The sequence below is a fragment of the Ottowia sp. VDI28 genome (assembly GCF_049532675.1).
Lineage (GTDB): Bacteria > Pseudomonadota > Gammaproteobacteria > Burkholderiales > Burkholderiaceae_C > Ottowia.
This window is the reverse complement of the sequence record NZ_CP149820.1, coordinates 6,420,515-6,433,944: the sequence shown is the minus strand read 5'-3', so window position 1 is coordinate 6,433,944 and position 13,430 is coordinate 6,420,515. Positions and strand designations below refer to the sequence as shown.

At 62.8% G+C, this 13,430-nt stretch carries 11 protein-coding genes; all 11 read right to left on the bottom strand.

Translation table 11 applies throughout. The annotated features are described in order from the left end of the window. Nucleotides 1-7: 7 nt before the first annotated feature. The 11 genes from WJU18_RS30565 to WJU18_RS30515 all read right to left on the bottom strand — a co-directional run bounded on the left by WJU18_RS30565 (nt 8) and on the right by WJU18_RS30515 (nt 13,292). Entirely contained in the window at nt 8-427 is a 420-nt protein-coding gene (locus tag WJU18_RS30565) for a hypothetical protein (protein WP_423458039.1), read from the bottom strand. Beyond that, nucleotides 424-1,509, bottom strand: a complete 1,086-nt coding sequence (locus tag WJU18_RS30560; RefSeq protein WP_423458038.1) for a hypothetical protein — start codon at nt 1,507-1,509, stop codon at nt 424-426. Before WJU18_RS30560 ends, WJU18_RS30565 begins: the two co-directional genes overlap by 4 nt. Further along, entirely contained in the window at nt 1,506-2,621 is a 1,116-nt protein-coding gene (locus WJU18_RS30555) for a hypothetical protein (protein ID WP_423458037.1), read from the bottom strand. Before WJU18_RS30555 ends, WJU18_RS30560 begins: the two co-directional genes overlap by 4 nt. A gap of 10 nt (nt 2,622-2,631) precedes the next feature. Further along, complete coding sequence (locus WJU18_RS30550; protein ID WP_423458036.1) at nt 2,632-6,204, bottom strand: hypothetical protein; 3,573 nt, start codon at nt 6,202-6,204, stop codon at nt 2,632-2,634. 2 nt (nt 6,205-6,206) lie between these two features. Continuing rightward, entirely contained in the window at nt 6,207-6,518 is a 312-nt protein-coding gene (locus WJU18_RS30545; RefSeq protein ID WP_423458035.1) for a hypothetical protein, read from the bottom strand. An 83-nt stretch (nt 6,519-6,601) separates the two neighbouring features. Then, on the bottom strand, nt 6,602-10,405 hold the full coding sequence (locus WJU18_RS30540; RefSeq protein WP_423458034.1) for a tape measure protein: 3,804 nt from the start codon (nt 10,403-10,405) through the stop codon (nt 6,602-6,604). Between the two features lie 220 nt (nt 10,406-10,625). Then, a complete protein-coding gene (locus WJU18_RS30535) occupies nt 10,626-11,651 on the bottom strand; it encodes a hypothetical protein (protein ID WP_423458033.1) in 1,026 nt (341 codons plus the stop codon). 1 nt (nt 11,652) lies between these two features. Beyond that, nucleotides 11,653-11,844, bottom strand: coding sequence for a DUF7210 family protein (locus WJU18_RS30530; protein WP_423458032.1), 192 nt, complete (start codon nt 11,842-11,844; stop codon nt 11,653-11,655). Beyond that, nucleotides 11,841-12,353, bottom strand: coding sequence for a hypothetical protein (locus tag WJU18_RS30525; protein WP_423458031.1), 513 nt, complete (start codon nt 12,351-12,353; stop codon nt 11,841-11,843). Before WJU18_RS30525 ends, WJU18_RS30530 begins: the two co-directional genes overlap by 4 nt. Next, nucleotides 12,350-12,853 (bottom strand): hypothetical protein, encoded by a 504-nt coding sequence (locus tag WJU18_RS30520; protein WP_423458030.1) that lies wholly within the window; start codon nt 12,851-12,853, stop codon nt 12,350-12,352. The genes WJU18_RS30525 and WJU18_RS30520 overlap by 4 nt, the downstream gene beginning before the upstream one ends. After that, nucleotides 12,846-13,292, bottom strand: coding sequence for a hypothetical protein (locus WJU18_RS30515; protein WP_423458029.1), 447 nt, complete (start codon nt 13,290-13,292; stop codon nt 12,846-12,848). Before WJU18_RS30515 ends, WJU18_RS30520 begins: the two co-directional genes overlap by 8 nt. Nucleotides 13,293-13,430: the final 138 nt, after the last annotated feature.

The window sequence follows — 13,430 nt, the reverse complement described above, 5'->3', positions numbered from 1 at the left end:
GCCAGCCTCATGTCAACACCACGGTGCCGAGAGTGACCAGGCCACCCGTATACAGCATCGGGCTTGTCTCGCCCTCTGGCGTGGTCGCGCCCTCGACTCTGAAATCACCGCCGTTGTCCATGTCGGTCACTGTGCCATCCGCGAGCAGCGCGCCGTCTGCGGCAATCCACTCGGCCCAGCGAGGCATGCCTTGAGCCATGACCATGCCAGGATCAGCCGCCGTGAGCGAGAGCACGCCCCCGGCCAGGGCGCCGCAAGGCTTGGTGAGCGCGATCACGGCCTGCGGTGTGTCGCTGTGCACGCCGGGCGTGTCCGGTCGATCCGTGGTGTACAAGCGTACGCGAGAAAAGCCGGCGCCCTGATCGGCACGGGTCAGGCTCGCGGCGAGCTGGGCAGCGGCCAGGACGGAGCCAATGCGATATGTCATGCGCCCTCCAAGGCAGAAATACCAGCCACGGGCCGCATGCTCCCGTCCGGATACCTCGCCAAGGCAATGAACTGCTGCCTGGCGGTGTCGAGATTCGACACGCTGAACGCGCCGGTGAGCGGATCACTCCAGACCTGCCGTGCAAGCGCATTGTCGCGAGCGCGCAGCAGGCTGACGTGAGCGCGCGTTGGAATGTTCTCGGGGTCCCCCTTGATCGATGTCTTCCCAGTGACGGTGCCGAGCCCACTGAACTCGTCGATCAGCCGCACAGGGCGCGCCTCCAGCAAACCCCCGACTTCCGGTAGGGCCGCGCTCTTGTAGGGATGGCCCGAAGGCAAATTCCCTGAAAGCCCGCATGCCTTAGCGAGCCAACCCTCGGCCTTCTCGAAATCGGCCGTCGTCAGTGTGGTGGAGCCCGCAATCAGGTGAGCGATGCCGCCGATCAGCCGGGCCGGTGTTGCTGTACCACCGCCGACCACTGGCGTTGCGCCTGATGCGAAGCTTGTGGCGCCCCCACCCGTCCATGCGTTGGTGGCCGAGCCTACCACTTGACCGTCCACTCTTAAAACGATCGTTCGGTTCGCCCAATCCAGCGCCCCGGCGATGATGTGCCAGCCGCCGTCAGTGATTTGCGCCGACGCCACGCGGTTCCATGCATCGGCATCCAGTCGCCGACCGCCGAGCACAATCCGGTTTTGCGCGCCGGATGTGGCGTCGTCCCAATAAAGTCCAAAGACGGCGACGCCGGATCCGTTGTAGGACGAGAACACGACGCGAGACGCGGCAGCGCTGTCAATCGTGGTCTTCTTGGCTACGGCGAGAACCCATCCGAAGGTCTTGTTGCGATAGAGGTCCGCGTATCCCGTGGTCAGGTAGTAGTCGCCTCCATCGAAGGCGAGCGCAGACCCTCCCGCAGGAATCGTCTGCGGAGTGGCACGGGCAGTGGTTGTGTTTTGATAGAAGACCGCGCCTCCAAGCGTATTGCGCCATTCGGCCGCGAGCCCGCTCCCATCAGGCAAGACATCGTCCGCCAACCAAAGATCCGCGCCCAGCAATGCCGGCGACCACCGAACCTGGCTCATCGCCACTCCTTCGCAAAGTCAACCAGCGCAACGCCCGCCGCGCCGGGGTTGGTACGCATCACGAGATGGCCGGGAAAAGCCTCGGTATCGAACGCGGTTGACCACGTGATGCTGGCCGGCGTGTGCCGCAGCCCTGGAAGTCGGCCGCGAAGTCCATCGGTGGCGATCAGGTACACATCCGTGAGGATCGTGTCGCCATGGGCCACGTTGGGCCATACGGGTAGCTGTGAGCCGACGCCGTTTCCCGAGACCCCAGCCGTGCGAAACGCAGACAGCAGATAGGCCAAGGTCGCATCGCCCACGCCGGAGGCCGGCTTGGGCAGTGCGAGCGCCGCCGTGGGCGCTGAGCCCACCGCGCTGAGGCAGCCTGCGCCGCCGGTAAAGACCGCACTGGTATGTCCGGCCAGGAAGCAATCCCAGGGGTTAGCAGCCTCATCCACGATAAGATCACCGAAGCCGACCAGTGAACCCGCGACGTTGTCCGTGGTCGGCTGGACGTACAGGTAGAACGTCCGATCGTCAGCCACCAGTGCCCACTTGCGCGAGCCAGTGGCGTTGTGGGCCTTCGGCCAGTACAAGCCGCCTGCCTGCTGCCCCGGCGTGGGAAACGGCGCGGTGCCGGCATCGATCGCCGTCATCGCCCCGTACCCAATCACCCGCGCCGACGTGGTGCCGGTATCGTCCACGCGAAGGCAGCAGCCCGAGGCATTGACCGAGGCGGATTGGAGAACAACCACATTGGTGGCAGAAAACAGCTCTTGCCAGCCGGCCGGTGCGTACTTGATCGTGATGCTGCCCGTGGCATCCCCATCAGGCGCACTTGTGACCCACTGGACTTGCGTCAGCGTGGCGCCAGGCAGAACCTCGTGGTCACCGTTGAGCGCGGTGGGAGTGGCGCCGGAGACCTGCACGATGCGGCGAGATTCGAATGAGCTGCCGCTTTGAACTGTGGCCGTGGCGATGCCGTCGGTTACGCTGACCAGGCTTGCCGTGACGGAGCCGAATCCGCTCTTCAAACAAGCGCTGAGCAGCGCTTTCAGCGAGCCCGCCGCGCTGGACAGGACTGGCGCATCGCGCAGAGACGAAGAAAGGAGCTTGACGGAGGTGGTCATGTGAGGTCGCTCAAGGCGCAGAAGGCGGGCGGTCGACGTCGCCGCCGGTAAGTAGATCGAAGCTGTAATCAAGCCCTGTGGGCGTGCCAGGTTGCACGGTGCGGATCAGCGCCATGGCCTGGATGGCCGCTGACAGCTTGAGAAACACGGTATTGCCGGCCACCCATGAACCTCCCCAACCCGCAGCGGCCAAGGTGAAGATCGGTGTCCCGGGTTTGATCGGATTGATCGGGTTGAAGTTGACGTTCTTGTTACCTGTCGCGATCGTGCCCATGTGCTCGCTGATCAGATCGAAGTCCGCTGCGTTGGACGCGAAACGCATGGCGAAGCGATCACCGAGGGCGCCGGCGTTGGTCACCAGGACCGGGTTGGCCGTATCGTTGTACGAACCCACGGCCACATTGCCCACGGGCGCGTCAGCCCACGTGATGCCGTCCCAGCTGTGCTGGTCGAACAGGTTGGCAATCCGCGCGTAGGTGAGGCCGAAGAGCAGCGCGCTGCTGACCACGCTTCCCACCGGGAAATCGTGACTGAGCGGGATGTTCAGTTTCAAGGTGCCATTGATCTGCACGTCGGTGCACAGGGCCATGTCCTGGATACGGTGCTCAACAGTGACCGGCTGCACCCAGGTGCTCACATCGGTTACCGTGATCTCTCCGGCATTCAGCGCCGCTTCGTCGGCCGTGAAGCCCGTGGTGATCAGCTTGCCATCTGCCCCGATCAGCCAGACATGGGACAGGCGCGTACGCCCGCAGTCGATCGTGGCGCCGTTGCTGTAGTTCGTCGGCGCAATGGTGGCGTTGTGGCCGATGAAGAGAATCCGGCCCTTCCGATAAATGGGCACGCGGCCGTCCTGCGGCAGGCGGACCGGGTCCAGGCCCAGGATATCGGGATCGATGGGCAAGTAGAAGTTGGAGACGGTGTTGTAGCGCAGGCTCGCCGGATCGATCGGCCAGGGCCGCCAGATCTTGCCGGCCTGGACGGCGCCCACGTCGCCGGGGTCGTACCACCATTCCGCCTTCTCGGCCGCCGTCAAGCCGCTATCGAGCACGAAGTCACCGAACTGCAGCTCGGCCAGGCCGTTCTGAAAGTCGACCTTGCCCATGGCATGGTCGCCAGACAGATTGCCATTCAGATCGGCGTCGACCGTGATGGCGGTGCCCGCGACATCGAGCAGCGTGATCGTGATCTGGCCCGGCTGGATCGGCGAAGCGTTGGTCATGAAGAACGTGCTCGCTGCCTTCCAGTCGCCCTTTTGCGTCCAGAGGCTCTGTAGGGCGAACGTGGTGGCCGAGCCGCCCACGACATAGTCATTCATGATCGCCACACCAGCCGCGTAGTTCATAGTGCCGCTCACGATGCCCGGCGAACTGGAGGTGCGGCCACGGTAGACGATGCCTTCCACGTCTTGATAGACCGTACCCATCCACGAAAACTGCACGCTGCTCGGCACGATGCGGTCCGTGGTGTAGGGACACAGATCAATGACCACCTCGGGCGGGGTGTACGTCATGGTCTCGTTCGTAGGCACGCTGACGCCGACCTTGTAGCGGACCACCACGGAGGAGCCGGCCAGCATCTGGTCACTCACCGACGTGGTGCCCCAGGCGCCGCCCTTCTGGGAGTTGCCGCCGCTAGAGCCGGAGCTTGACCCTCCGGTCGCGGTGGCGTTCGCAAATTCGCTGGAGTTCTCGTAGTCCGTCTTGTAGCTTGCCGTGGTCCGGTCGAAAGTGACCATGCGCAGCGATATCTGCTTGCTGCCGTAGGAGACGGTGCCCAGGTCATCGGTGAAGCCGCCTACCCCGTCGTCAGTCACGTTGTGGTTCGTGATCACGCGCTTCGTGCTCGCCTGCTCGGCCGTGCGGGTGTAGACGCTGCGCGAGCCGTTGCTGCTGGTCTGCATGGTGCTGGGCGGTGCAGCGCTGCTGCCACTACTACCGGGAGTGGGCGCGAACGTTCCCCACCAGCCAGGGCCGATTCCGCCGCCACCGCTGGAGCCAGGCCCGGCGTTCGCCGTCTTGACCCAACTATCGGCGGTCATCGTGGCGCCGCTGGACTGCCCGACCTCCTGCGCCGTGCTCCAGGACACGCTCACTGTGCCAGCGGCAGGCTGCTGCGCGAGCGTAAGGATGGCAAAGCCGCCAGCATCCACGCCAGGCACCGCGATGATCTCGGTTTCCGAGTCGCTGCGCTGGTAGTCGATGGCGAACTGCCCGCCGGCGTCGGGCATGAAAGCCGGCCGCAGGTAGATGGTGCCCGTGGGATAGTCGATCACGCCCGAGGCGTCGCCCGCGATCTGGCCGCTGCCGTTGTCGGTAGCCGTACGCACGGTGCCGCCAGAGGTCCAACCGATGCTGACGCTACCTGGCTCAACCCCATCCTTCTCTGTTTTAAATACATACTCAGGCGCCCGGACTTGAGCGCCCTGCGAGCTGCGGTTGGTGTACGCGGTGCGCGCTCCCCAACTCACCACTACGGCGCTGCCGACATCGGGCAGGCTGGGCAGCGTGATAGCGAGAGAGCCAGTGCTCGAGCTGACGGTGCCGGCGCCTGCGCCTTCGAGTGCGCCGGCACCGTCATCGATCACGGTCTGCCGGTTGCCCAATCCCACCCAAGTGATCGTGACAGTGCCAGGCTCCGGCAACGGAGTAAGCTGGAAAACATAGGAAAGCCCCCGGTTCTCCTGCCCGATCTTGACCCGGCGCGTGTGCGGAGTCACTGGCGTTTCGACCAGGCGCGGCGCCGTGGCGAGCGTGAGCAGGCGCTGCGCGGCCGGGCGCTGGTCGAGGTTGGGAACGGCCGTGCTGCTGCTCGGCACCAACTGGCTGTAGACGCTGCTGACCTTGATCTCCGTGGAGCCGAGAGTGCCCACCGCAGTGAGCGGCGCCGCGCCGTAGTAGTTGGCCGCATCAGCCTCTGATGTGTCACGGATGACGGTAGTGCCCGCGGATGCGGTGAAGAATCGGCTTGGCGGACTGCCAGGCAGGGCTTGCGCCAGGCCGCTCTGCAGATCACACTTGACGACTTGGGCCTTGAAGTCCCCTATCTGATCGGTGAACGTTCTCTCGCTGGATTCGACCGCAATGACCCGTATGTACTGGATCACCTCCGTCGAGAGCCCTTCGTTGAGCACCAGCACGAGCGTGCGCCCGATAGTGGGCACAGGCGTGCCCACGCGCTGGTAGATCTGGATGTTGGCCTGGCCCTTGACGTGGTTTTCCAGCAGGTAGCCGTTCCAGCGGACGCCGCGAATCAGGTAGTCGGCGATCGAGGTCGAGATCTCGCTGCGCTTGGCGAAAGCAGCGCACTCCGCAAGCGTGACGCTGACGTTGGGATCTTGGGGCAGCTTCGCCACGATCGCATAGGCGCCGAGCAGGCGATCCGTGTTGGGCGTGTCCACGTGCATGTGGACCTGGCGAATCGAGACGTTGCCCAGGGTGCGGGATACCGAGTCGATATCATCAAACACGGTGTTCGACTCGCCCCAGCCGATCTCCTGCGCCGATGGACCGCCGCCGCCCTCGGGAACGTCGGCCATCGTCTTGGAGGCGCGCAGCTTGATGTCTTGTGCAAGGATGGTCATGGTCAGATTTCGATGAATTTAAAGGTGGGCAGCATTTCCAGATCCGGTGCCTCCTCGCCATCCAGCAGAGGCCACGCAGGTTTCGCGTCGATGGCGGGTTGGCGGGTGTGATCGAACATCACGGTGAAAGACGTGCCGCGCAGATGCAAAGTGAACTGCGCGGCCGGTATCGAGGCCCAGGCCTTGAGTGCCTCGATCTCGGCCAGCGTCATCCAGGCGCCGCTTCCCGTACCTTCTAGAGTGATTGGCCGCCCGGCCTGTCGAGCGCGCACAAAGATCTGCAGGTCGCCCAGCGTCCCGCGATCTGTCTCCATTGCAACCGGTTGCCAAGCATGTTCATCAGTCCATTCAAGGTGATCGCTCAAAGGCCGAGTGGTGCTCTCATAGGTCAATGTGATCACGCAGACCTCCCCTTGTCGCCTGCCAGAAGCCGGACTACGCTATCCAGCGAGCGCCAGCTTTCCTGGTCAGCCGTCTTGATCTGGATCGACTGGCCGCCGATGTTGATGGTTGAGCTGTAGACATTGGTGGTGGCAGATTCGGCCGCGCTGGCAGTTCCCGATCTACCCGAGGACGGCGCTGGCGTTTGCGCGCTCCCTTCACCCACCCGGGACTGCGCGGCCTTGAGCACTGCATCGCTGATTGCGCGATTGACAATGTCGGGGTTCCCAGTCCAACCTTGGCCCCGATCGCGCATGAGGTCGCTGGAGAGGCTCAGGGCTGTTTCTTCGTCCAGGCCCGCGCTCTTGGATTTTTGATAGATCGATGACGACGTTTCCTGCAGGCCCTGGACGCGCTGGCCGGCTGAGTTCAGAGCGAACTGCTCCTTGTCCATCTGCCACTTCTTGAGGTACAGCTGCAGCTCGCGCTCTTTGAGTTGATTGAGCTTTTCCTGCTGGGCGATCTGCGCTTCGAGTGCGGCCGTGGCCTCATCCACTGAGCCGCCTACGCCTCGCCAGCCCTTGACCATGTCGTCGGTCGAATCCTTCGAGGTCTGGGCCGTTTTGATGGTGGCGCGGCCGACGCTGTCGATTGCCAGCTCGATGCCCTCGACGGCAGCGCGGGCGCGGATGGCATCCGAGGCCAATCCACCATTAGCCTCGATCATCTTCTTCAGCATGGCTTCGGCAGCCTGGGACTTCCGCTCCTGCCACGCCACATAGCTCTCGCCTTCCTGCTGGCCGGCGTTCTTGATGATGTCGTAGGCTTCTACTGCTTTCTTGGCCGATTGATCGAGTTCTTCGCGGGTTTTAAGGCCCAGCTCTTTCGTGGCCTCCCGCAGGCTGTTAATGCCCCCGCGAGCCTTGTCTGCGGCATCGCCGAGATCGCGAGCCTTCTGGGCTGCCTGGTCAAGCAGGCCATCGGTGATCTTGTCGCCGAGTACCTTACGCAAGGATTCGATTTTTGCGCGGACCTCGTCAATGGCTTTCTGACTGTCAGCGGTATTTATGGCTTTGGAAATGCTGGCCTCAAGCGCTTTACCGGTATCAACCCCGATTGCCCGCAGCCGCTCAAAATTGTTTGCAATCATCTCTATGTCAGTGATCGCGTTGCGCGCGGCTTTGCTAATGCCGCCAGAGAGCACATCAAAATCACCGCCCATACGCCTGATGGCTTCACGTAAACCTGCATCCAGCGCCTGCTGAAGTTCTGCAACACCCTCTGCTGTGCCGTCAAAGGCTGCACGCGCGCGGACCTCGAACTCATTCAGGTCGACATCCTTGAGCGCTTTTTGCCACGCGTCCTTGAACTGCTCTGCCGTAATCTTTCCCTGCTTCAGCAGGTTGTCCAGCACCAGCGTGGCATCACGAATGCCGGGTGCGTTAGACAGATCGAGACTCGCGGCGATCTTGGAAATCGCTTCGGCAGTCTTGTCACCTTTCTCGATCATCCGATCGAATTCACCTAAAAGGTCGCTTACCTTTTGCGGTGTCTTTTCGAGGCTTTCATTGAGTTCTTCAACGGCCTTCTTCTTCTGATTGGACGCGGGTGGAGACTCCAGCGCCTTGCGCACGGCCGCATCACCTTCTTCCGCCGCCCGCTTGGCTCGAAAGAACTCCTGCGCCAGCTCAATGGCACCAAGCGCGAGACCTACACCGGAAACTGTGCGAAGCACGCGCAATACCGTCGCCACGCGCCCAGCCGCAACAGCAGCGGCGCCCAATGGAGCCGCCGCCGCCGCACTGGCTGCGCCTGTAGCTGCTATGCTCGCAGCAGCAGCGTTACCGCCAGCTGCGATACCGTAGAGCGCTTGTGCCATTCCGAGCGCCTTGAACCCCATCCAGGCCTTGACGGCGAGTTCAATGGCTGGCGCCATGTCGATGAGAGCCTGCGCAGCGGCCTCGACCATGGTGGCGACATTCAGAAACGCATCGGCGATTTCTTTGGCCTTGGCTTGCAGTTCGCCGGTCTGCTTCATCCGATCGAACTCAGCCAGCAGTTGCCGCACCTTGTCTGTGAGCCAATCCAAGACACCTGATTGGGCCACCATGTCGAAGAACTCAGCCAGTGCGTCTTTGGCGTTTGCCACGGCTCCGGTGAAGGTGCGCATCAGTTTGTCGCTGGCACCTTCATTCATGCGGCCCAGCTCATCGATGAGCTTGCTGATTACATCGCGACCAAGCAGACCAGCCTCGCTCATGCGCTGCAGCTCAGGAACGGTGCGTCCCGTCGCCTTCGCGAGAGCGTCCCACACCGGTACACCGCGTTCGGCCAGCTGCAGGATTTCCTCGCCCTGCAATTTGGTCTTGGTCCATGCTTGGCCTAATGCCAGTGTCACGCCCGAGAGCACCTCGGTACCGCCGCCCAAGTTAGCCGCCACATCGGAGAGGGAACGCATCTGCGCTTCGGTCGGCTGCATGCCGAAAGCCGTCAGCTTCACAAACGACTCGGTCAAGCCAGCCACATCGAACGGGGTCGAGGCCGCAAGCTCCTTGATCATCGCGAAGGCGCTTTGAGCCTTCTCTGTGCTGCCCAGCAGATTGGACAGTCGCACCTGCAGGTTCTCGAACTGCGCCCCAGTCTCAATGACCTGGCCAGCGATCGACTTGAGTTGCTGCAGTCCGATCAGTGCCCCGGTCCAGGCCGCAGCTTTGTGCGCGGCCGTCGCCATGGACGTACCTGTACCTTCGACCGACTGCCCCAGTTGCTGGGAGGCGCCAGCCGCCTTGCCTGCCTCATCGCGCAGTTCGGCAACGCGCTGTTTAAAGGCCGTAACAGCAGCTTGCTTGTCCGCCGGCAAGATGTCCGGTGAATTCCGGATCTGCGCCAATGCCACTTGCAGGTCGTGCACGGCGGCCTCAGCCTGTTTGACGCCTGAGATGCCGAGCTTGCGAAATGCCTGCTCCAGGCCCGCTGGGGCTTGTGGCCCTTCCAGACCAAGTTTGCGCAAGTCCTCACGGAAAGCTTGCGCGGTCTGTGCGGCCAGAGCCTGGCTCTGGCGCATGCGATCAGCCATAGCTGCAGCCTGCTCCAGCCCCTCACGCGCACCCTGTGCGGCCTGCTGCACACGTTTTTGTTCTTCAGCCAGTTTGGAACTGTCGATACCCAGCGAACGAGCCGACTCCCTGGCAGCGTCCATCGCCTTGCGGTTCTCGCCTACGGCACCGCTTAACGTCGCCGCAGTCGCCACGGTCCGGTCGTAGCTGCGCTGCAGCGCCACTTCTTCACTGGCTGCCGTCCTGGTGGCATCAGCAGCGTCTGCAAGTGCCTTGCTTTGCTCCTTCAACTGCTGGCGCAGCTCATCAATTGTGCTGCGCGCCTGAGCCACGGAGGCCTTGTATTCGTCCGTGCTGCGTGCCGCCTTGTCATGGCTGGTACGCAGATCCACCAACGTCTTCTGCATCTCGTCGATGCTGGAGCGGGTTTCCGCCACCGTTGCCGCCGCCTTGGCCTCCGCTTCGGCAAGGTTCGCCGTTTCTCTAGCAGCCACTGGCAACGCAGCACCTAGGCGCTCGACCTCCGACGTGGACTCCGCCAGGCGGTTGCTCAGATTGCGGCCCTGCACACCCAGCTCGCGCAATGAATCAATCGCTCCTTGCTGATCGGCCACATCCTTCAACTGGCGTGAAACCTGGGCCGCTTTCTCTTTCAGCTCGCCTGCTTCGACGCCGACGCCCTCGAACTCCTTGGCAAGGCGCGTAATGTTTTCCGTGCCATCGCTATTGGCACGGATGGTGTAATCAATTGTCCTTTCGTTCATAATGTGATCGCTATGGCTCGAATCTGCTTTTTCAGCGCGTTACTGCTCTTGATGCTGGGTGCCCCCGTGCCTGCAGGGTGGTTGCTCGCCGGTGGCGTGCTGTGCGTGCTGGGATGGGCACTGCTTGGGCCTCGTGGCCGATGGCTGTAATATCTAATTCGATCCACCAAAAGCTAAGGCCGACATATGTCGGCCTTATCTGCTTTGGAGGGGCGAGGTTTTAGACCTTGCTCACGCGGTAGTACTTGCTGATGCCTTCGCCCGTTTTGGTGTCATCTTCAAGGATTGCACCGGTCACAGGGAAGTTGACAAACTTGCCGTCCCCCAGCAGTGGAATACTGGCCGCCACGCCCTGGCTAGCCCGCCACACGTCCACGATCGAGGGCTTGCCATCATCAGCTTCGTTCAAGCCTTCGAAGGTCAGCTCCAGCTCCTGTGCCTTGGTCACCAAGGCTTCGATCACCGCATAGCTGTCGTACTCATAGTCCAGAGTCACGCTCGCACCGTTGGCCTCGTCGTCGGCATCTGGAAAATCCGGCGCGTTCTCCAGGATGAAGACTCCTGCAGCACGCACTTCGTAGTTACTAGCGGCCGAGACCACGCCTTCAGCCACAGAATACTCATAGCTGACCCAAATGCCCTGTCCATTGGTGATCCCCGGCGCTGCAGCATCGATCTGGATGCCAGTGGCCTCCACGGTGTAGTTGCTCGCCATCGTGAGTGGCGTGGCCGTGCCAATGTTGGCACCCGCGCGAACGGTGACATTCGTGTAAGGGCCGGCATGGGTTAGCGCCACCAGGTCACCCTTGTCAACGTTCAGATGCTCTTCGTCGGTCGCGGTGCCGGTTCCTGCCAGCTTGGTAAGGACCACGTTCTTGGGTTTCATGTGGGCGGTACGAATGAGAGCGCCGCGCACAGCCTTTTGGGCTTCGTCGCTCACCGTGCCACCTTCCACGCCACGCGCCGAGCCAAGCGATGCCCGTGCCCAGTTCGATACGTTGATGTCCGCCAGCGTCATCTTGATCTCGACATCGGTCACCCGGCGAAGTTCGCCATGGATGCCGCCGCCAAGCCTGCGCATGTTGGGCTGGGTTTTCACATCTTCCTTGTGGGACAACTCCAGTTCCAGGACGTTGCCGAGCGGAAAGCGGGCGCCGGTCGTACCGCGCTTGCGTGCGTAGACTTCACCCACCAGTGCGGTCGGGGCGAATACACGCTTGATGATCTGTTGTGAAGTGGTGGCCATTTCAATCCTTCTTGATGGTTGGCTTGGAAACAATGCCTTGGGCTCGGAGCCATTCGGCGGTTTGGGGATGGACTTCGATCACAGCGCCAGGCGGATGCTTGACGCCGCAGTGCTCGTGTTCGCGCTCCAGCTTCACGCGCTCCGGACTCGACACCTGGGGTTGATTGCGCGCTTTGGCGCGGGATCTGGTCATGATTTCCTCCATTCGACCCAGTTGCGGGTTTTCAGCTCCAGCACGGCACTGTGGCAAAGCACGCCCGCGAAGAGCACCGGCCCGGCATTGATGACCTGTACGCCACGCTCCTGTGCAGTGCTGGCACCCAAAGCCGAAGACACGCCCATCGTTCCGTGCATGCGCGCAGCATCGCGCATGCGCTCGATGAGTTCGTCGAAGATCAGCTCGCTATCGATGGCGCTCTTCAGTGACATGTAGCCGCGCACATGCCAGGTGTGTTCGTTCAGGATGCGGGCGTTGGCGTTGACCTCGGCCGTAGCGAATCTGCGGATGTACCAACCGCGGATGTGAGGCTCGGCCGCGAAGGCGTCCGCGCTGGCGTCGGTGTTCGTGTATCGATAGGCGGCCTTGAAGCCCTTGTCTTCCGACGCATAGACCTCGCAGTCATGGACGACGCCCACGGCCGGGACGGCGCGGAGCACTTCCAGCAGTGCCTGGCGAGAAGCCGCTAAAGTGCTTGGTGTCATTTGGTGCCTCCCACCAGGTGCTTCGCGATCTGAGCGGCCGCGCGCTCGAACATGGCAACCACTTGCCCGGTGACCGCCGACAGGGCTTGCGCGCCAGGGTGCCGCGCGGGTGTGCCTTCGCGGGCGATCTTGCGGGCCACCAGGAAGGCGGTGCTCTCGGCTTCCTTCGGATCGCGGATGCCCAGCACCGCCTTCACCCACGGCACCAGCGCGGCCACGGGCGGCATGTGTGGCTTGGTGCCTAACTCGATGAAGACCGCGCTCGGCTGGCTGCTGCTCACGATGCCGAGCACACCGGCTGGTGTACTGGCGATATCGCTGGTAATACTGTTGGCGGTGAGGCCCGTGACGCGCGGCAGGTTCTCCTGCCATTCGCGCTGCGTGAGCAAGGTGGCCTCTGTCATGGTGGCCTGCAGTACCTCATTGGTGTACTCAGGCGCCTGGCGCATACCGCGCGCGATCGAGGCCAAGTCGCCTACGCTGATCGACAGTTCAATCATGCGGGCGTACCAGGTTGAAACGAGGGTTGCGCGACGGCCAGCTTGTGACGGAAGCGGCTGGGGTCAGGCCGCTGCCGGCCTGCTCGCTGAAAGGGTCGGCCTGGTCGGTACCGGCGTAATAAGCCGTGCGGTACTCCTTGGCCCTGGCCGCATAGGACCGGGCGCGGCTTTCCACGCGGGCCATGTCGCCGGCGATGGTGGAATCGCGATCGCTGCTGTAGCGCGTAGCGAGCTGCTGGCACAGCAGGTAGGCCGCATACTGGGCTACCGGCAGTTGATGTGCGCGCGGCACGTTGTCGACCGGATCAGGGGCCAGGTCGGCGTTGTAGCGGACCAGGGCCTCCTCAATGGCGCGCTCACGCACTTCAGGCGTGATCACGTCCTCGCCCTGGTCGGGCACCAGGTCGTTCACGAGCGGCAGGAAGTCAGCGGGGACCATGGAACGTGGATGTTTAAAAGCGGATCGGCTGGGTTGGTAAAGGCACCGTGAAGGAGCCTTTACAAACCCACCCCTTGCGGGGTGGGCCGGGCGGATTGAGCGCCGCCACGCCCTGGCTTGGCACTTGCGTGCCTTTCT